The 19,426-nt window shown below is 67.4% G+C and carries 17 protein-coding genes; 7 read left to right on the top strand and 10 right to left on the bottom strand.

Features of this window, described 5'->3' with window-relative positions; genetic code table 11:
* Nucleotides 1-680 precede the first annotated feature (680 nt).
* On the top strand, nt 681-1,343 hold the full coding sequence (phoU, locus tag ACWPXK_RS05815; RefSeq protein ID WP_454194938.1) for a phosphate signaling complex protein PhoU: 663 nt from the start codon (nt 681-683) through the stop codon (nt 1,341-1,343).
* A 267-nt stretch (nt 1,344-1,610) separates the two neighbouring features.
* On the opposite strand, the gene pstB is transcribed toward phoU, so the two are convergent.
* From pstB to ACWPXK_RS05785, 6 genes are all read right to left on the bottom strand, one after another.
* Nucleotides 1,611-2,387, bottom strand: a complete 777-nt coding sequence (gene pstB / locus ACWPXK_RS05810) for a phosphate ABC transporter ATP-binding protein PstB (protein ID WP_454194937.1) — start codon at nt 2,385-2,387, stop codon at nt 1,611-1,613.
* Between the two features lie 22 nt (nt 2,388-2,409).
* Complete coding sequence (gene pstA, locus ACWPXK_RS05805; RefSeq protein WP_454194936.1) at nt 2,410-3,312, bottom strand: phosphate ABC transporter permease PstA; 903 nt, start codon at nt 3,310-3,312, stop codon at nt 2,410-2,412.
* A complete protein-coding gene (gene pstC / locus ACWPXK_RS05800; RefSeq protein WP_454194935.1) occupies nt 3,312-4,280 on the bottom strand; it encodes a phosphate ABC transporter permease subunit PstC in 969 nt (322 codons plus the stop codon). The genes pstA and pstC overlap by 1 nt, the downstream gene beginning before the upstream one ends.
* Before the next feature lie 88 nt (nt 4,281-4,368).
* Nucleotides 4,369-5,481 (bottom strand): phosphate ABC transporter substrate-binding protein PstS, encoded by a 1,113-nt coding sequence (gene pstS, locus ACWPXK_RS05795; protein WP_454194934.1) that lies wholly within the window; start codon nt 5,479-5,481, stop codon nt 4,369-4,371.
* A 241-nt stretch (nt 5,482-5,722) separates the two neighbouring features.
* Entirely contained in the window at nt 5,723-6,643 is a 921-nt protein-coding gene (gene mshD / locus ACWPXK_RS05790; protein ID WP_454194933.1) for a mycothiol synthase, read from the bottom strand.
* A gap of 138 nt (nt 6,644-6,781) precedes the next feature.
* Nucleotides 6,782-7,549, bottom strand: a complete 768-nt coding sequence (locus ACWPXK_RS05785) for a winged helix-turn-helix transcriptional regulator (RefSeq protein WP_454194932.1) — start codon at nt 7,547-7,549, stop codon at nt 6,782-6,784.
* A gap of 294 nt (nt 7,550-7,843) precedes the next feature.
* On the opposite strand from ACWPXK_RS05785, the gene ACWPXK_RS05780 reads away from it, so the two are divergent.
* The 6 genes from ACWPXK_RS05780 (at nt 7,844) to ACWPXK_RS05755 (ending at nt 12,037) form a co-directional block, all read left to right on the top strand.
* Nucleotides 7,844-8,644, top strand: coding sequence for an LmeA family phospholipid-binding protein (locus ACWPXK_RS05780; RefSeq protein ID WP_454194931.1), 801 nt, complete (start codon nt 7,844-7,846; stop codon nt 8,642-8,644).
* On the top strand, nt 8,641-9,084 hold the full coding sequence (locus tag ACWPXK_RS05775; RefSeq protein WP_454194930.1) for a thioredoxin family protein: 444 nt from the start codon (nt 8,641-8,643) through the stop codon (nt 9,082-9,084). Before ACWPXK_RS05780 ends, ACWPXK_RS05775 begins: the two co-directional genes overlap by 4 nt.
* 312 nt (nt 9,085-9,396) lie before the next feature.
* Nucleotides 9,397-9,966 carry a DUF4395 domain-containing protein gene (locus tag ACWPXK_RS05770; RefSeq protein WP_454194929.1) on the top strand — a complete coding sequence of 190 codons (570 nt, stop codon included), beginning with the start codon at nt 9,397-9,399 and terminating at the stop codon, nt 9,964-9,966.
* A gap of 30 nt (nt 9,967-9,996) precedes the next feature.
* Nucleotides 9,997-10,830, top strand: a complete 834-nt coding sequence (locus ACWPXK_RS05765) for a sulfurtransferase (protein ID WP_454194928.1) — start codon at nt 9,997-9,999, stop codon at nt 10,828-10,830.
* Nucleotides 10,831-10,835: 5 nt separating this feature from the next.
* Nucleotides 10,836-11,141, top strand: coding sequence for a DUF1416 domain-containing protein (locus ACWPXK_RS05760; protein ID WP_040773727.1), 306 nt, complete (start codon nt 10,836-10,838; stop codon nt 11,139-11,141).
* A 188-nt stretch (nt 11,142-11,329) separates the two neighbouring features.
* Nucleotides 11,330-12,037 (top strand): FABP family protein, encoded by a 708-nt coding sequence (locus ACWPXK_RS05755; protein WP_454194927.1) that lies wholly within the window; start codon nt 11,330-11,332, stop codon nt 12,035-12,037.
* A 521-nt stretch (nt 12,038-12,558) separates the two neighbouring features.
* Here ACWPXK_RS05755 and cydC read toward each other — a convergent pair.
* Genes cydC through ACWPXK_RS05735 form a run of 4 tightly spaced genes read right to left on the bottom strand, consistent with a single transcriptional unit; the run spans nt 12,559 to nt 19,068 of the window.
* Nucleotides 12,559-14,484, bottom strand: coding sequence for a thiol reductant ABC exporter subunit CydC (gene cydC / locus ACWPXK_RS05750; RefSeq protein WP_454194926.1), 1,926 nt, complete (start codon nt 14,482-14,484; stop codon nt 12,559-12,561).
* Nucleotides 14,481-16,529, bottom strand: coding sequence for an ABC transporter ATP-binding protein/permease (locus tag ACWPXK_RS05745; protein WP_454194925.1), 2,049 nt, complete (start codon nt 16,527-16,529; stop codon nt 14,481-14,483). Before ACWPXK_RS05745 ends, cydC begins: the two co-directional genes overlap by 4 nt.
* A gap of 4 nt (nt 16,530-16,533) precedes the next feature.
* Entirely contained in the window at nt 16,534-17,565 is a 1,032-nt protein-coding gene (gene cydB / locus ACWPXK_RS05740; RefSeq protein ID WP_454194924.1) for a cytochrome d ubiquinol oxidase subunit II, read from the bottom strand.
* Between the two features lie 9 nt (nt 17,566-17,574).
* Complete coding sequence (locus ACWPXK_RS05735; protein WP_454194923.1) at nt 17,575-19,068, bottom strand: cytochrome ubiquinol oxidase subunit I; 1,494 nt, start codon at nt 19,066-19,068, stop codon at nt 17,575-17,577.
* Nucleotides 19,069-19,426 lie beyond the last annotated feature (358 nt).

Here is a 19,426-nt window from a genome sequence, read left to right as displayed (position 1 = left end):
CACCGACAGAGCTCAGCTTCATATCGAGTCCCGTTATCCCGCAACAGTATTCGGTCGATACCTCGGTTCGGCGGGTGCTAGCGTCCAGAACGTTGATCATCAACAAGGAGGGGAGTTCAGTGGTACGCAAACTAATCTTCGGAGCAACTGCAGCGGCAGCCGCCTTGGCATTGTTCGCAGGTCCTGCCCAAGCCGACGGGTGGTGGCAGTACGACACGGAACAGACCTGTGAACGGAACCGTCAGTGGCATAAAGACCAGGGAAGCCGCGTAAGCGACAGGTGCGAATTCGTCCCCAACGGCAGTTCGTTCGGCGACGGCGACGCCTGGGGGTTCCGCATTTACAGCTAGTTCCAGCCGAACTTCGGTGGTGACTGTGCGAGCCGGTCATCACTGGAGTTCTCGGGGTGACACCGGTCGCCTGACCTCAGATCCGGACACATCACACAGCAGATGACTGCAAACACCAGCGATCCAGCCATGGACGGAAGCTACCGGCACCCCCGCCCAGAATCGCGTTGGCTGTGCGATGCGGATCACATTTTCTACGCTCCGCAGCAGGATCGGCGACGCGGACCTGGCGCGGTTTCCTCTGGCGGCAACATACGCGCTAACTGTTCGCACCGGTCATTCACTCCATGTTCGTGACTTGGTCAGCGCGGCGAACTAGTGTCAGTTTTCATGCGTGTCATCTACAACGAGCAAATGGCCGAACTCGCCAATCTGTTGGGCGAGATGGCCGGCCTGGCCGGCTCGGCCATGGAGCGGGCGACCCAGTCGTTACTCCAGGCCGACCTCGCTCTGGCGGAGCAGGTGATCAGTGAGTACGACCGGATCCACGAGCTGATCCAGGACGCCGAAGAGAAGGCCTTCGCCCTGCTCGCGCTGCAGGCCCCGGTTGCGGGTGATCTGCGGCAGGTGGTGAGCACGATCCAGATCGTCGGCGACGTGAACCGGATGGGCGCGCTCGCGCTACATGTGGCGAAGGTCGCGCGCAGGCGCCACCCGAATCACGCGCTGCCCGAGGCGGTCAACGGCTACTTCGCCGAGATGGGCCGCATCGCGGTGAACATGGGGGCGGGCGCCAGGGAAGTGCTGGAGACCCGCGACCCCGAGCGCGCCGCGCAACTGAACGTGGACGACGAGGCGATGGACGACCTGCACCGTCACCTCTTCACGCTGCTCATGGACCGGGACTGGAAGTACGGCGTCGCCGCCGCAGTCGATGTCACGCTGCTCGGCCGCTACTACGAGCGCTTCGCCGACCACGCCGTCGAAATCGGCCGCCGGGTCATCTTCCTGGTCACCGGCGTGCTTCCCCCTGACCCGGATGCCGAGTCGTAACCGAGAGCCTTGTGCGACCGGAACCCGCCATTCGTAGGGTCGGTAAAGGACTCCGGTAGCCGGCGCCCACGGCGGCGCTCGGATACCCGATTCCGACCGATCACGCCTGCGGGCGTTGCCTACGGGAAACACCGAACCCCCACGGCGAGTGGCTGGCAACGTTTCCGTTTCGATGACGGCAGGCATACGAAAGTCCTGGGTAGCCATGCTGCCCAGGACTTTCGCCGTGCTATGCCGCGTCGACCGGGACGCGTTCGGTGGCGGGAATCAGCCGAAGCGACCCGAGATGTAGTCCTCCGTGGCCTTCTGCGAGGGGTTGGAGAAGATCTTTTCGGTGTCGTCGATCTCGATCAGCTTGCCCGGCTTGCCCTGCGCCTCCAGGTTGAAGAAGCCGGTCTGGTCACTCACGCGCGCGGCCTGCTGCATGTTGTGGGTGACGATGACGATGGTGAATTCCTTCTTCAGCTCGGTGATCAGGTCCTCGATCGCCAGCGTGGAGATCGGGTCCAGCGCCGAGCAGGGCTCGTCCATCAGCAGCACGTCGGGCGACACCGCGATGGCACGCGCGATGCACAGACGCTGTTGCTGACCGCCGGAGAGACCACCGCCCGGCTTGTCCAGGCGGTCCTTCACCTCGTTCCACAGGTTGGCGCCCTTCAGCGAGCGCTCGGCGACCTCGTCGAGCTCCTTCTTGTTGCGCACACCTTGCAGCCTGAGCCCCGCGACCACGTTGTCCCGGATGGACATGGTGGGGAAGGGATTCGGCCGCTGGAAGACCATGCCGATGGTGCGGCGCACGCCGACCGGGTCGACCTGGGTGCCGTAGATGTCCTCGCCGTCCAGCAGCACCGCGCCCTCGACCCGGGCGTTCGGGGTTACCTCGTGCATGCGGTTGAGCGACCGCAGCACGGTGGACTTGCCACAGCCGGAGGGACCGATGAAGGCGGTCACGCTGCGCGGCAGTACGGTCAGCGAAACCTCGGACACGGCATGGAACTTGCCGTAGTAGATGTTCAGATCTTTGACGTCGATCCGCTTGGCCATTTTTCGGTAATCCGTTCCGCTTCTATCGGTTCCGCGTGAGCAGCCGGTTGACGACCGCCGCCGCCAGGTACAGGAGGGCAATGATGAGAATGAGAGTCAATGCCGCACCCCAGACCCGCGCCCGTCCGGCGGCTTCGGGGTTGGCCAGCTCCTGGTAGATCAACAACGGCAGCGACGCCATATTGCCGTCGAAAATGTCCGTGTTGATCGACTTGCTGTAGCCGACCAGCACCAGCACCGGAGCGGTTTCACCCATCACCCTGGCGATGGCCAGCAGAATGCCACTGATCATGCCGGGCAGCGCGGTCGGAACCACGATGCGGACAATCGTCTTCCACTTGGGGACGCCGAGGGCGTAGGACGCTTCACGCAGCTCGTCGGGCACCAGTTTGAGCATTTCCTCGGTGCTGCGAACGACCACCGGCAACATCAGCAGCACCAACGCCAGCGACACGGCGAACGAACTCTGCGGGAACCCGAGCGTCGCGATCCACAGCGCGAAGATGAACAGCGCCGCGACGATCGACGGCACGCCCGCCAGGATGTCGACCATGAACGTCGTGGTCTTGGCCAGGGCTCCGCGACCGTACTCGACCAGATACACCGCGGCCATGATGCCGAGCGGCACCGCGATGACCGTGGCGACCAGCGATTGCACGATGGTCCCGTAGATCGCGTGGTAGACGCCGCCCGCGAACTGATTGGGCAGCACGCCCTTCAGCGAGTTCTGCCACCAGTTCGCCGTGACCACGGCGTCGAAACCCTTGGTGACCACCATGAGCAGCACCCAGCCCAGCGGCACCAGCGCGATGCCGAAGGCCAGCCAGACCAATCCGGTCGCGAGATTGTTGCGCACCCGCCGGCTCAGGCTCACATGCCGGAAGGTGGGGGCTTTGACCGGCCGGTCCAATGTCGACGTGGTCATCACCCGTTCACCCTTCCGCCGGCGGCCAGACGCGCCAGCGCGTTCACGACGAAGGTCAGCGCGAACAGCACGAAGCCTGCCGCGATGTACGCGCCGGTCGGCAGCGGCTCACTGAATTCCGCCGCGGCCGAGGCGATTTTGGAGGCGAAGGTGTAGCCGCCGTCGAACACCGACCACTGCCCCGGCTGCGCGGCCGTCTTCAGCACGATCAGCACGGCGATGGTCTCGCCGAGCGCGCGGCCGAGGCCGAGCATGGCCCCGGCGATCATGCCGCTGCGCCCGTAGGGCAGCACGGTCATCCGGACGACCTCCCACTTCGTCGCACCGAGCGCCTGGGCCGCTTCGATGTGCGCGCGGGGAGTGAGGTTGAACACCTCGCGGCTGACCGACGTGATGATCGGCAGGATCATCACCGCGAGCACGACGCCCGCGGTGAAGATCGTGCCACCGCTGGCCAGCGGGATATTGCCGTCCGAGAACAGGAACAGCCAGCCCAGGTTGTCGTTGAGGAACGTCTGCACCGGCTCCAGCTGCGGAGCGAGAACCAGGATTCCCCAGAGACCGAACACGATCGAAGGCACCGCCGCCAGGAGATCGACGACCACCGAGAACGGCCGCGCCAATGTCTTCGGCGCGTAGTGCGTGACAAACAGCGCGATGCCGATGCCGATCGGAACGGCCAGCACCAAGGCGAAGATCGAACTCAGCACCGTCACCATGAACAGATCCCGGATGCCGAACCGTAGGTTGTCGGCGTCGGAAGTGTTGAACTCGGCGCTGGTGAAGAAGCTCGCGTCGTTCGCCAGTACCGAAGGCACCGCTCGAATCAACAGGAACAGCGCGATCAGCGCGATGGAGGCGACGATGATCGCACCTGCCGCGGTGGCCAGCGAGCGGAAGATGATCTCCGCACGCGGACTGTGACGGCGCCCGGCTCCGGCCGGTTCGGTGCTCGGCTTACTCGGCATGAGCGCAGTATCTCCGGCCGCCCGCTGGGCAGTCGAATCCGACTGTCCAGCGGCGGCAACTTCGTCGTGCACGGTCATGGGTTCGCTATCAGGAGATGGCGTTGATGGCGGTGGTCAGCTTGGTCTTGAACTGCTCCGGGATCGGGATGTACCCGGCCTCGTCCAGACCCTGCTGGCCGTTGGTGACCGCCGAGGTGAGGAAGGCCTTCACCGCCTTCGCCGTGTTGGCGTCGGCGTACTTCGAGCACACGATCTCGTAGGTCGGCATCACGATCGGGTACGCGCCCGCCGCGGTCGGCTTGTAGAACGAGGAGGTGTCGATGACCAGGTCGTTACCCTGACCCGAGATCTTCGCCGACTCGATCGCCTTGCCCGCCGACTCGACACTCAGCGTCACCGGGTCCTTGCCGGCCGGGGTGATGATGCGCGCGACCGACAGGTTCTGCGCCTTCGCGAAGGACCACTCGTTGTAGGTGATCGAGTTCTTGGTGCTCTTCACCGCGGCCGAGGTGCCCTCGTTGCCCTTCGAACCGGCGCCGACGCCACCGGCGAAGGCCTTGCCTGCGCCCTTGCCCCAGGCGCCGTCGGAAGCGGCATCCAGGTAGAGCTGGAAGTTGTCCGTGGTGCCCGACTCGTCGCTGCGGAAGACCACCGCGATCGGCTCGGACGGCAGCTTGGCGTTCGGGTTCAGCGCCTTGATCTCGGGTGCGTCCCAGGTGGTCACGGCACCGTTGAAGATCTTGGCGGCGGTCGGGCCGTCCAGCGCGAGGTCGGTCACGCCGTCGATGTTGTAGGTGATGGCGACCGGGCCGAACACCGCGGGGAGGTTCCACGCGGGCGAACCGCAGCGGTCGGCGGCCTTCTTCGGCTCGTCCTTCTTCGAGCTCAGCGGCGAGTCGGAGCCACCGAAATCGGTCTGGCCGCCGAGGAACTCGCTCACACCCGCGCCCGAACCGCTCGAGGTGTAGTTGAGCGTGGCGCCATCGCAGTTCTTCTCGTAAGCGGCGATGAAGCGCTCCATCGCGTTCTTCTGCGACGACGCGCCACTGGCCTTGAGCGCCTCTTTACCGCCACACGCGACGTCGACCTTGGCCACGTTCCCCGAGTCGGTCGAGGTGTTGTCGTCGCTACCACACGCCGCGAGTGTCATGGCGCCGACGGCCAGCACACCAACGAGGGCGCTGCTGCGCTTGAAATTCACTATTCCTCCGGAATGGCGTTCTACTCGTCCGGTCCCTCACCGGCCCGGACGGGTGATGTGGTGCTGTTCGCGGGGAACTTGCGCACCAGGCAGCAGTGTGCTGCCCTCACTCAACGTAGGGTCATGTGGTTGACAGTTGGACCGACCTGGGTGAACGGAGGGTGAACAGCCCGGCGCGATTGCACCCGGTATATGTGACGTTTGCCCCAGTTTTACTCCAGGCCACCGGGTCCGCCGCCTGCTATTCAGCCTCGGCCGCCGCGTAGGCGACGTCGACATGAGCCGTAGCGAACCCGAGACGGGTATAGGTGCGCACCGCGGCGGCATTGTCGGCCTCGGTATACAGCAACACCTCGGCTAGACCACGGTCGCGCAGGTGGCGCAATCCGGCCAGCGTGAGCAGACGGCCGAGCCCCCGCCCTTGCGCCGCCGGGTCGATGCCGACCACATAGACCTCACCGAGCGGCGGGCGCTCCTCGTAATGCACCTTGGTCCAATGGAATCCGAGCAGGCGGCCGGGCGCGGCGGCGTCGAAGGCGAGGAACAGGCCCTTCGCGTCGAACCAGGGCTCGGCGCGGCGGATCTCGATGTCGCGTTCGGTCCAACCACCCTGTTCGGGATGCCAAGCGAAGGCGGCCTTGTTCACCCGCAGCAACTCCGCGTCGTCGGCGGGACCGGCGTAGCTGCGCAGCACGATGTCGTCCGGCACGGCCAGGTCGGGTAGCTCCGATGTAGCCAGCGACCGCCGCATCTGCCACAGCTCACGCACCGTACGCAGCCCGAGACCGGCGGCGAGGGATTTGGCTGCGGGCCGATCACCATGTGCCCACACCCGCGCGCCTGGACCGCCTGCCGCGAGCGCGGCCGTGACCAGATCGGTACCTACTCCCTGACCGCGGGCGAGCGGGTCGACCGCGACCTCCGCCATCGCCGGGTGTTCGCCATGCGCGGGAACGAGATTCGCGTATCCGACGATCGCGCCGCCGCGCCGTGCGAGCAGATGACGCGCAGCGGTGTGGTCGCCGGAGGTCATCGACAGCACCGCCTGCTCCGAGATCGGCGCGACGCCATCGGCGGCCGTGGCCCGCGCGAGCAGATCGGTGATCGCCCGCGCCATGTCCTCGTCCGGACGATCGATCCACAGGGTCGTCACGCCGCTCATCGGCCTCCGTTCTTCGAGCCATCGGACTCCGTGCGGAGTTCCGCTCCTGGCAACGTCATGGGAGCCGGCCGCATTTCGATATCGGCCGATCGCGATACGAGGGCTAGCGGAGAGAACGCGGCCACCGGCCGCGAGGACTCACGGCGCGGAACCGTTGATCGGCGCGAAAGGGGAATCGTCGGTGCCCTCGTTCTCATCGTCCGGGAGGTTCACCGGTTCGCCGCCCTTGCCCGCGGCCCGCGACGGACGCACCGCCTTGTAGCCCACGTTCCGGACGGTGCCGATCAGGGACTCGTACTCGCTGCCGAGTTTGGCGCGCAACCGCCGGACATGCACGTCGACCGTGCGGGTGCCGCCGAAGAAGTCGTAACCCCACACCTCCTGCAGCAACTGCGCGCGCGTGAACACCCGTCCCGCGTGCTGCGCGAGGTACTTCAGCAGCTCGAACTCCTTGTAGGTGAGGTCGAGCGGGCGTCCGCGCAGCCGCGCGGTATAGGTGCCCTCGTCGATCACCAGCTCGCCGAGGGTGATCTTGCCGGTGTTCTCCGGGCTGGCCACGCCGCCGTTGCGCCCGACCAGCAGCCGCAGCCTGGCGTCGAGTTCGGCCGGTCCGGTACCGGGCAGCAGGATGTCGTCGAGTCCCCAGTCGGCGTTCACCGCGACCAGACCGCCCTCGGTGAGCACGGCGACCACCGGCACGGAGGAGCCGGTACTGCCGAGCAGACGGCAGAGCCCACGGGCGGCGGCCAGGTCGGTCCGCGCGTCCACCAGGGCGACATCCGCGGTGCCGGCTTCGAGCAGCGAGGCCACTTCCGTTGGCGCGGGGCGCACATTGTGCGCGAGCAACGCCAGCGACGGCAACACCGACTCGGGGTTGGGGTCGGAGGTAAGCAGGAGCAGCTCCACAGGCCCTCCTCCCATCTCGTAGCGTCGCGGATGCGGCAGCATTGCTGTAGCCACGTCGCTAATCACAGGTAATCGGATGCAAGATTAGCGCGTAACCCCGGATGACCACGCATTCCGGGGTCGGGCCCCGGACCGGAGGACACGCCGGAGCCGGGTTCGGGCCAACCGATAGGGTGCCTACATGGGTTACACGTCGGGCAGCCCCAGCACCCGCGGATTGCCCGGCGCGGAATTCGAACGCGTGCCGCGCGGCGCCCGACCGGCGCGGCCCGAGACCCGGAGAGACGGGGGAGCATGCGGAAGCTGATCATCGGCCTGCTGTGCCTGGCCGGATTCGCGATCGTCGTCGACTTCAGCACCGCCGCCTATTCGGAGTACCGCGTGTCACGGGCGCTGCGGGACGGCGCCGATCTCACCGCGGACCCCGAGGTGACGATTCACGGTTTCCCATTCCTCGGCCAGGCGTGGGACAGCCGTTACGACAACGTCGAGATCCGGGCGCGGGCCAACCGAGACGACATCCCCGGCGAGACCGCGCTGGAGGCGACGCTGACCGGGGTGCGGCTGCCGCTGGGCGAACTGGTCGACGGCAGTCTGCGCGGCGTCCCCGTGGAGCGGGTGGACAGCAGGCTGCGGGTGGAGCCCACCGAGCTCGGCAGACTGTTCACCATTCCCGACCTACAGGTGCATTCGCGTCCGGCGGACAAGTCCGACGGGACCGGCGGATCGGGCGGCTCCGGCATGACCACCACGGGCGCGCTGGTGCTCACCGGCACCTTGCCGGAGACCCCCGGCGCGCAGTACGGCGGCGAAAAAGTCAGCGTGCAGGCCGATCTGTTCCTCGACGGCGACCAGGTGAAGATCGTGGCGACCGGCTTCTATCGCGGCAGCCCCGGCACCGAGACCGTGCCGGTGGCGGTGATCACCGAGGCCGATCGCCCTGCCGTGCTCGCCAGGTTCACCCGTACCATCGACACCAAGGAGTTGCCGTTCGGTGTCCGGCCCACCAAGGTCTCCGCCCAGGGCGGCCAGATCGTCGTGGAGGGCAAGGGCGTGAACGTCACGATCGACCTCGACCGATTGCACCGACCATGACCGCATTCACCATCCTGGCAGTGGTACTGCTCGCCGCGCTGGCCGTGGGCGTCCTGCTGCGCCGCCGTCACGGCAAGGTACGCGCGGGGAACGCCATCGACCTGACCGAGTCGGCGCGCGCCGAACTGCTCGCGGCCGTCGGCGTGACCGGCGCCGGTCCCGCGGTGCTGCATTTCTCCGCCGAGTGGTGCGGACCGTGCGCCGCTGTTCGCCGGGTGGTCGCCAATGTCACGGACCAGTTGAAGGGATCGCCGCAACCGCCGCAGGACATCGAGGTGGATATCGACGCCGAGCCCGCGCTCGCGCGCGAGTTGAACGTGCTCTCGCTGCCGACCACCTTCGTCTTCGACGTCGAGGGCAGGGAACGGTTCCGCATCTCCGGCGTGCCGAAGGCCACGGATCTGCACTCCGCGCTGGAGCCACTCACCGCGGCCGCCTGAGGCCGAACGAAGACGCGCCGTCTGAGCTGCGAGGACAAGGCCTCTCGACGGATGTGACGCCCCCCGGGTCCAATTCCCCCGCGGAATTGGGTAAACTCCTTCCCGTGCTTGCCAACCACGAGCTGATGCTCACCCGACGCCGCACAGTGGATCTGTGTCGGCTCGGTGGTTGTTGCTGCCTGTGCCGCTGATCGGTCGGCCTCCCCGAATTCCCTGACGCCGACCGCTGTCCGCCGCGCGAGTGATCCCTGATCCCCCGGCGAACTGGCAATTTTCCAGTTATCAGACTTATTCAGCGCAGGAGTACGCATAATGTCCACCCAGATCCGCAATAATTCCGGAATAGCTCCCACTTCCACCGACCAGGTCGACGTCCGCGGACCCCGTTTCACCGCGTGGGTCACCACCGGGGTCCTCGTTCTGGTCCTGGTCGCCGCCGCGTTCTCCGCGGTCACCGCGGCAGTGCTGATCGCCCTGCAGGCGATCGCCTTCGCCATCGGCGCCGCCTATGGTCCACGCCGCCACCCCTACGGCCGGATCTACGCCGCGTTCGTGGCGCCGAGGCTCGCGCCCGCCGGCGCGACCGAGCCGGTGGCTCCGCTGCGGTTCGCACAATTGCTCGGCCTCGTCTTCGCGGCCGCCAGCTTGCTGGGCTTCGCGCTCGGCTCCACAGTCGTCGGCGCCGTATTCGCCGGCTTCGCCCTGTTCGCGGCGTTCCTGAACGCGGCGTTCGGGATCTGCCTGGGCTGCCAGATCTATCCGCTGGTCGCCCGGCTCCGCCGGACCGGTCCGGTCGGCGGGGTTCGCGAACCCTCCGAGGTTGCGCAAGCTTCCGCCTCCGGCCCTGACGCGAACACCGCCGGGTCCCCGGCATCGAACTGAACCCTGCACGTCATCTCTGAAAGGAAAACAATGGCTCGCTCCGATGTCCTGGTCTCCGTTGACTGGGCCGAAGAGAACCTCAACGCCCCCGGCGTGGTCTTCGTCGAGGTCGACGAGGACACCTCCGCCTACGACGGTGGGCACATCGAGGGTGCCGTCCGGCTCGACTGGAAGAAGGACCTGCAGGATCAGGTTCGTCGCGACTTCGTGAACCAGGAGCAGTTCTCCGACCTGCTCTCGGCGCGCGGCATCTCGAACGACGACGAGGTCATCCTGTACGGCGGCAACAACAACTGGTTCGCCGCGTACGCCTACTGGTACTTCAAGCTGTACGGCCACAACAACGTCAAGCTGCTCGACGGTGGCCGTAAGAAGTGGGAGCTGGAGGGCCGCCCGCTGTCGACCGAGCCGGTGAACCGGCCCGCCACCCAGTACAAGGCCGCCGCGCCGGACCTGTCGATCCGCGCCTTCCGCGACGAGGTCATCGCGGCCATCGGCACCAAGAACCTGGTCGACGTGCGTTCGCCTGACGAGTTCACCGGCAAGATCCTCGCTCCCGCGCACCTGCCGCAGGAGCAGAGCCAGCGTCCGGGCCACATCCCCGGCGCCATCAACGTGCCGTGGAGCAAGGCCGCGAACGAGGACGGCACCTTCAAGTCCGACGCCGAACTCGCCGAGATCTACAAAGAGGCCGGGCTGGACGGCGAGAAGGAGACCATCGCGTACTGCCGGATCGGTGAGCGTTCCTCGCACACCTGGTTCGTCCTGCAGGAACTGCTCGGCCACCAGAATGTCAAGAACTACGACGGGAGCTGGACCGAGTACGGCTCTCTCGTCGGCGCACCGATCGAGTTGGGAGAGTAATCAATATGTGTGCAGCACCGACACAGGGTCAGGCCATTCCGGCCGGCGTCGATGTGGAGAAGGAGACGGTCATCACCGGCCGCGTCCTGAGCACCGACGGCCAGCCGGTGGGCGGCGCGTTCGTGCGCCTGCTCGACGGCAACGGTGATTTCACCGCCGAGGTCGTCGCCTCGGGCACCGGTGACTTCCGGTTCTTCGCGGCTCCCGGCGCGTGGACCGTGCGCGCGCTGTCCTCGGCGGGCAACGGCTCCGCCGAGGTGCGCCCCGAGGGCGCGGGCATCCACGCCGTCGACGTCGCGGTCGCCAAGTAGCACACCGCACCCGCCGAACGGCCCCGGCGCTTTCCTTCCAGGGAAGCGCCGGGGCCGTTTGCGTGTGGCGGTGCGGGTGTCGTTAAACTTCAAAACGTGGTCCTCTTCTTCGAGATTCTGCTGGTGGCTGTGGCCGTGCTGATCGGCTGGTTCGGCCTGTACGTCTTCTACCGGCTGTTCACCGAATCATGAGCGAACTCGCGAGCGAAGGTTCCGATCCGGCCGAGCGAGCGAGTGAACAACTGAACGGGAGCGCTCCGGCCGACACCGCTGCTCGCCGCAGCGGCGACCGAGCCGTGGCCGACGCGGCCGAACGGGCGAAATCGACCAGCGCACGCAATATCCCGGTCCTGCCGGATCTACCGCTGCCCGAGGAGACCGCCAATCTGCGGCTCGGGCCGGATCTGAGCGCCTCGATGCTCGCGCTGCTGCCGCTGGTCGGCGTCTGGCGCGGCGAGGGCGAGGGCAACGATCCCGAGCGCGGCGACTACCGATTCGGCCAGCAGATCGTCGTCTCACATGACGGCGGCGACTTCCTCTCCTGGGAATCCAAGTCCTGGGTCATCGACGCCGAAGGCAATTACGGCGGTCCCGATCTGCGCGAAAGCGGCTTCTGGCGAGTCGGCATCGACGGCAACGACGAGGTCATCGAGCTGTTGCTCACCCACAGCAGCGGCATCGTAGAGCTGTTCTACGGACAGGCGCTGACCCAGTCGTCCTGGGAGCTGGCCACCGATGTGGTGATCCGCAGCCAGTCCGGCGTCGTCGTCGGCGGCGCCAAGCGCCTCTACGGCATCGTCGAAGGCGGCGACTTGGCCTACGTCGAAGAACGCGTCGTAGCCGACGGCCCCCTCGAACCCCGCCTCTCGGCCCGCTTGCAGCGCTACATCGGTTGAGGTAAATACCGCTGAGCTACGGAAGCAGTGCCACTACAGACCGACGCGACAACTGATTTCGCAAGCACATGGGTAACTCACCGGGAACGCCCAAAACTCGAGCGGCACCCAACGCAGGACCTGAACGCGGATCCGGTGGCACCGACTGGTACGGCCTGAATACCCGGAGAGGCGGGACAGCTTTCGCAAGCACATAGGTAACTCACCGGGTACGCCCAGAACTCACGCTGCACCCAACGCAGGACCTGTCACCAGCCCGTGTGGCACCTAACTAGTACGGCCTAAAGACCCGGAGAGGCGGAACAGCCCCCGAGCCGTAACCGGTGCGGTGTTATACGCACGAGTCCGGTCGGACAGACCGGGGCTCGGGGGCCGGGTGACTGCCTGGAATTCGCTCAGCGCTCGCGCGGGCGAAATCCACCTGCAGCGGTGGCGCTAGCGGACAGCCACCTCACGTGTCCTAGAAATATTCATTCTTCGAACCACCTCCTTCCTCGTGTACGAACGAATCTAGCGAGGCGTCAGCAGGTCGGCAACGGAATTTCTCGGTGGGCGGAATCGGGGGCGCCGCCCCGGGTGCCGTTGGCCGCGAAATCGGTTGTCAGCTGCCCTGATGCATCGATACGCAGCACCGCGTCGGCCCGATGATCCAGAGGCAGTTGATGCGTGACGACGACCACGACGCGATCCGGTTCGACGAGTCCGCTGTCGACGTCCAGCAGGGCACGCAGCAGCCGCGCCCCGGCCTCGGCCTCGACGTGCTCGGTCGGTTCGTCGAGCAGCAACACACGAGCGGATGACACGAGGGCACGCGCGAGGAGGATGCGGCGGCGCTGACCGCCGGACACGGCCGCCGCTCCCCCGACCAGATCGGTGTGCACTCCCTCTGGCAGTCCGTCCAGCCAGGCACCGAGACCAACTGTCCGCAAGGCTTTCTCGGCGTCCGCCTCGGTGAGATCGCCGCGCGCGACCCGCAGATTCTCCAGCACCGAGGTGCCGAACAGGTGCGCGTCCTCGGCGAAGAAGGTGACGCCGGGGCGCGGCGTGCCGAACAGACCCGCCCATGCCATCAGCAGCGTCGTCTTCCCGGCGCCGCTCGGCCCGACCACCGCGATCCGTCGCCCCGCCGGCAGCTCCGGCACGCGGACGCCTGTCGCACGGCCCGAACCGACCATCCCTATCCAGCGCCCTGCCATCGGCTCACCCATGCGGGGTGCTGCCGCTTCATCGAACTCCACGGCTGCCGCTCCATCCTCGAGCGGACGAGTCGCCGTCGCCGAATCGTCTCCGCGAGGGTGCGCAGCGGCGATTGCGTCATCGCCGGTTCGAGTAACCGTCGTTGCGGCGGTGTGTGTGGTCGGCGATGTGCCGAGGTTCGGCGCGGCCATGGTCGCCGGATCGCCTTCGAATCCGGCCAGGCGATGCAGGGCCGCGCGGGCGGTCGTGAGTGTCTGCGCGGCAGCGGGTAACGGACCGACCGCCTCGAAAGCCGACAGGGGCAGTAGGACCAGCACGGTGAGCGCCATCGGCGTCATCGCACCTGTGGTCCCGCCGTCGGGGCCGTAGAGGGTGATGCCGATCAGCAAAGCGCCGAGCACGCTGGCGCCGATCGACAGCGGCGTGGCAGCTGCCGACCAAGCGCTGTGCGAGGCCGCGGTGTCCTCCGCAGCGACGGCCCGGCGTGCGGAGTCCGCCGCCATGTCGAGTGCGGCATCGAGCCGCCCGGCGACGCGTAGCTCGGCCGCGTGGTCGAGGACCGTGAGGGACCGCGCGGTGAACTCGGCGCGATCGGCGCGCACGGCGCGCTCGGCCGCACGCGCCGCTTTGGCCGACAGCCACGGAGCGACGACACCGGACAGCACGAGCGCGCCCGCCAGGATCGCGGCGGCACCCACCGAGATCGTGGCCAGCAGGCCGACCGCGGCCAGCGAGAGCACGACGGCGACCGCGACGGGCACGATTACCCGCACCACGACCGCCCCGAGATCATCGATGTCGCTGCCGACCCGAACGAGCAGATCACCCCGGCGCGGCGGAGTGGAACCTCCGCCCGCGCCGGACCCGTCGGCACCACTGTTCGACGGCTCCGGCCGACGCAGCCAGAAGTCCGAGCGGGCCAGCGTTCGATAGACCGTCGTGCGGGCCGTCGTCATGGCGCGCAGGGCGACATCATGCGTGGCCAGGCGTTCCATATACCGGGACAGTCCCCGCGAAATACCGAGGGCGCGAACCGCGACCACGGCGATGCTCAGGTCCAGCACCGGCGGCATCTGCCAGGCGCGAGCGATCAACCACGCGGCCAGCGCGGCGAGACCGAGCCCGCTACCCAACGCGAGCACACCCCAGGCGATCGCCACCGCCACCCGCCAGTGGGACAACTCGAGCAGCGCCCACATTCGGCGCAGATCTTCCAGCAACGTGGTGCGACCGATGTTCCGCGTGCTCATCCGACGACCTCGGCGTGCTCGGCGCGAACCTGGACGACATGGTCGGCCGCGGCCAGCACGGTCGGACGGTGCCCGATGACCACCACCGTGGCGCCCGCGCGAGCTCGTACCTGGAGCGCGGCCAGTACCGCGGCCTCCGCGGTGGCGTCCAGATGCGCCGTGGGCTCATCCAGCAGCAGGACCGGGCGGTCGGCGGCCAGCACCCTGGTCAGCGCGAGCCGTTGGCGCTGGCCCAGGGACAATCCGACACCGCCGGGTCCCACCATGGTGTTCCATCCGTCCGGCAGCTCGGCGAGCACGGCGTCGAAACCGGTGGCGACGCACGCCGCTTCGAGGTCGTCGACAACCCGGGCCGGTCCCCGCGCGGAGCGGTCCACCGTCTGTGCACCGAGCAGTTCGAGGTTGTCCCGCAGTGTGCCGGGAACGAGCACCGGCCGCTGCGGCAGCCACGCCACTCGCGCCCACCATCGCTCCGAATCCAGCTCATGCAGATCGTTCCCGTCAACGGTCACCACACCCCGATCGGGCGTGATCAAGCCGAGGATGGCCTGCACCGCCGTCGATTTCCCGCTTCCGTTGGGCCCGGCGAGCACAGTGAGGGAGCCGGGCGAAAACGTCGCCGACAGCCCTGCGGGCGCGAACCCGTCCCGTGCGCGGACCGAGAGGTCGCTCACCTCGACCAGTCCACGGCCTGCGGTATCGCCGAAAATACCGCGCTGTGCCGTCGCCTCGCCAGACGGAGCTGACGGCGCAGGAACACGATCGGCGACATCGGACTCGTGGACTGCCGTATCGCGCATGGCGTTCGACCTCACCGCCGGGTTGTCCCGCTCCGCACTGCGCATGCCGGGACCGCTGAGCTCCTCCCCATCGCGCTCGCGCACGCCCGACGCCATCCCACGTAGCGGTGTATCGCGCTGTCCTGCAACCGATGCTCCCGACGAAGCAGTGTGCTCGGTGGCACTCGCTCGGTGGCCCCGCCCGGCAGGCACCGATTCGAGAATCCCGAAGGCCTTGTCCGCGGCCGCCATGCCGTCCTGGGCGGCGTGGAAACGCTCGCCGACCATGCGCAGCGGCAGGTAGACCTCGGGCGCCAGGATCAAAGCGACCAGCCCCGCATACAGGCTCATCTCGCCGAACACCAGGCGCAGCCCGATCGAAACCGCGATCAGCGCCACGCTCAGCGTCGCGAGCAACTCCAGCACCATCGAGGACAGAAAGGCGATTCGCAGGGCGCGCATGGTGCGCAGCCGCAACGCGTCACCGAGATCTCGCACGCGGTGCTGCATGGTGTGCACGCGTCCGGCAGTTTCGCCCAGCGGACCGGAGTCGGCGGCGACTTGTCCGGCGTGTGGGGAAGGCTCGGGGGTGGCTTCGGCCTCGCCGGTCTCCCGGCCGAGCGCCCGCAATGTCGGCATGCCCGCGAACAGGTCGAGCAACTGATCCGACAGCCGGGTGGTGGCCGCGAGCGTGGCTTCGGCGCGCCCCTGGGTCAGCAGCCCGATGAGAATCATGAAGACCGGGATCAGCGGCAACGTGATCACCACGATCACACCGGAGGTCAGATCGTGCATCGCGATCACCGCGAGCACGATCGGCGGAACCAGTCCCGCCAGCAGCAGCGCGGGCAGGTAGCCGACCAGGTAGCCGCGCAGCCCGGACAGCCCGGCGCCGACCACCACGGCCAACTCGGTTCGGCGCGCCTCGAGTTCGCGCGGGGACAGCCGCGCGCCCGCCGCGAGCACCGCCGTTTCCAGCTCCGCCACCACGCTCGCGCCCGCCCGATGGGCCAGCCTGGACTGGAACCAGGTAGCCAGCACCCGGACCGCGAGCGCGAGCGCGAGGACGGTCAGTTCGATCGTCCACGCGCCGAGAGTGCGCCGGCCCGGATCGGTGACGACCCCGGCCAGCACTCGTCCGATCAGCACCGCAGCCAGCACGATCGCACCGGTGATCAGCAGCGACAGCGCGACACTCAGCGCCAGGTAGCTACGCGCCGAGCGGGCGTACCGCCACAGGCGTGGATCGATCGGCGGACGGGCCATGGCATCAATCCTGCACGGGGCCCAAGGGCAGCCCCACCGGGGCGGGAATCTGCTCGACGGTGATCCGCTTGCGGAACACCCAGTACGTCCACCCCTGGTACACCACCACGACCGGCGCGATAAACGCCGCCGCCCAGCTCATCACCTTCAAGGTGTAGGGCGTCGAGGACGCGTTGTGGATGGTCAGGTCGAAAGCCGCGTCGATCGTCGAGGGCAGCACATTCGGGAACAACGACCCGAACAGCAACGCGGTCGCCGCCGCCACGGTCACCGTGGTGCCGGTGAACGCCCACCCGTCGCGCTGGGCGAAGTCGGCCGCTGCCGCGATGAGCAGCCCGAGCACCGCCAGCGCCAAGGGAATCCAGGTCCACCCGGTCCCGTAGGACACCTGGGTCCACAGCCCGAATCCACCGATCACGACCACGGCCGGCGGCAGCAGCAGGCGGGCGGCGCGCCGCGCGTCGTCGCGCACCTCGCCACCGGTCTTGAGCACCAGGAACATCGCGCCGTGCAGCGCGAACAGCAGTCCGGTGGCCAATCCGCCGAGCAGGGCGTACGGCCCGAACAGGTCGGCGACCGAGCCGGCGAACTGCTTCTTCTCGTCCAGCGGAACCCCGTGCACCACGTTCGCGAACACCCAGCCCCAGGCCAGCGCCGGAATCCAGGAACCGATACCGATGCCGATGTCGCAGCGGGCGCGCCAGCGCGGGTCATCGATCTTGCCGCGGTACTCGATGGCGCAGATGCGCAGGATCAGCGCGACGAGCACCAGCAGCAGCGCGAGGTAGAAGCCGGAGAACAGGCTGGCGTACCACTCCGGGAACGCCGCGAACATCGCGGCGGCCGCGGTGATCAGCCAGACCTCATTGGCATCCCACACCGGCCCGATCGTGTTGAGCACCACGCGCCGACGCGTATCGGACCCCTTGCCCAGGATCGGCATGAGCATCCCGACGCCGAAGTCGAAACCCTCCAGCACAAAATAGCCCGTGAACAGCACGCCGATCAGGACGAACCAGAACTCTTGCAAACTCATCGCCGGCTCCTAGTACGCGAACGAAAGTTGTTCGACGGCAGGTTCTTCGGCGCGGCGGCCGCCGGAGGTCTCGTCGGTATCGCGCGACTCGCCCGGTACCGGCGCGACGGGATCCGGCCCATGGATCACATACCTGCGCATCAGGTAGAACCACACCACCGCGAGCGCGCCGTACAGCAGCGTGAAGGTGATCAGCGAGAACAGCACGACGCCGGGCGAGTGGTTCGAGACGCCTTGCTGCACGGTGAGGCGCAGGTTCGGGTCCCCGGTGGGATTCGGCACCACCACCCACGGCTGGCGCCCCATCTCGGTGAACACCCATCCGGCGCTGTTGGCCAGGAACGGTGTCGGGATGGCGAACAGGCTCAGCCAGGAGAACCATTGCTGGTCCGGCACCCGGCCCCGGCGGGTGAGCCACAGCCCGGCCATGGCGAGTAGCGCCGAGCCCGCGGCCAGGCCGATCATGGCACGGAACGACCAGTAGGTGACGAACAGGTTCGGCCGGTAATCGCCGACGCCGAAGTGTTCGTTGTAGGCCTTCTGCAGGTCGACGACGCCATCGAGGGTCACCCCGCTGAACGAGCCCTCGGCCAGCCACGACAGCACGTACGGCACCTCGAGCACGTGTATGACGCTGTCGCAGTTGTTGTGCGTGCCGACGGTGAGCACGGAGAAGTGCGGGTCGGTGGCGGTGTGGCACAGCGATTCCGCCGACGCCATCTTCATCGGCTGCTGTTCGAACATCAGTTTGCCCTGAACGTCTCCGGTGTAGACCAGCGCGGCCAGCGACACGATCAGCACGGCGATGCCCGCCCGCGCGGCGGGCCGCCACATGGTGCGCGCCTCGGCGAGTTTCACTTCGTCGCGGGTTCGAGCGTTGCGGACCATCCACCAGCCCGCGATGCCCGCCACGAATGTGCCCGCGGTGAGGAACGATCCGGCGACCACATGCGGAAAGGCGGCCAGCGTCGTGTTGTTGGTGAGCACCGCGACGATGCTCTCCAGTTCGGCGCGCCCGGTCTCCGGGTTGTACTTCGCGCCGACCGGATGCTGCATGAACGAGTTGGCCGCGACGATGAAGTACGCCGAGGCGTTCACGCCGATGGCGACCATCCAGATGGCGCCGAGGTGAAGCAGTCTCGGCAATCGGGTCCAGCCGAAGATCCACAGGCCCAGGAACGTCGACTCCATGAAGAAGGCGACCAGACCCTCCAGGGCAAGCGGGGCGCCGAACACATCACCGACGAACCGGGAGTACTCGCTCCAGTTCATGCCGAACTGGAACTCCTGCACGATGCCGGTCGCGACACCGAGCGCGAAGTTGATCAGGAACAGCTTGCCGAAGAACTTGGTCAGCCGCAGCCAGTGCTGCTTGCCGGTGATCACCCATGCCGTCTGCATGGCGGCGACCAGCGGCGCGAGACCGATGGTCAGCGGCACCAGGAGAAAGTGATAGACCGTCGTGATGCCGAACTGCCATCGGGAGATGTCCAGGGCACTCAAGCCGACCTCCTGCGTATCTACGACGTGTCGTAGTAAGACTACGCCGGAGGCAGGCCACGACAATGAGTCCTAGGCCACGCTATCCCGGGCCTTTCCGCCCGAATCGCCACTTTCCCGTGTTCACCGCCACCCCGTACCCGCCCGAGTAGGACGGAGATCACGGAGCTCCCCCGCCTCTCCGAGTCTTCAGGCCGTACTAGTCAGGTGATGCAGGACTTGCGTTCAGGTCCTGCGTTGGGTGCCGCTCGAGTCCTGGGCGTGCCCGGTGAGTTACCCATGTGCTGGCGAGATCAGTTGTCGCGTCAACGAGCAGCCCGCGTCGTAGGTGTCACCTCGCCGATGAGCGTGGTGACCGACC

The organism is Nocardia sp. Marseille-Q1738, from assembly GCF_965283145.1.
Note: the sequence above shows the minus strand (reverse complement) of the source record. Positions and strands in the feature narration are given on the sequence as shown.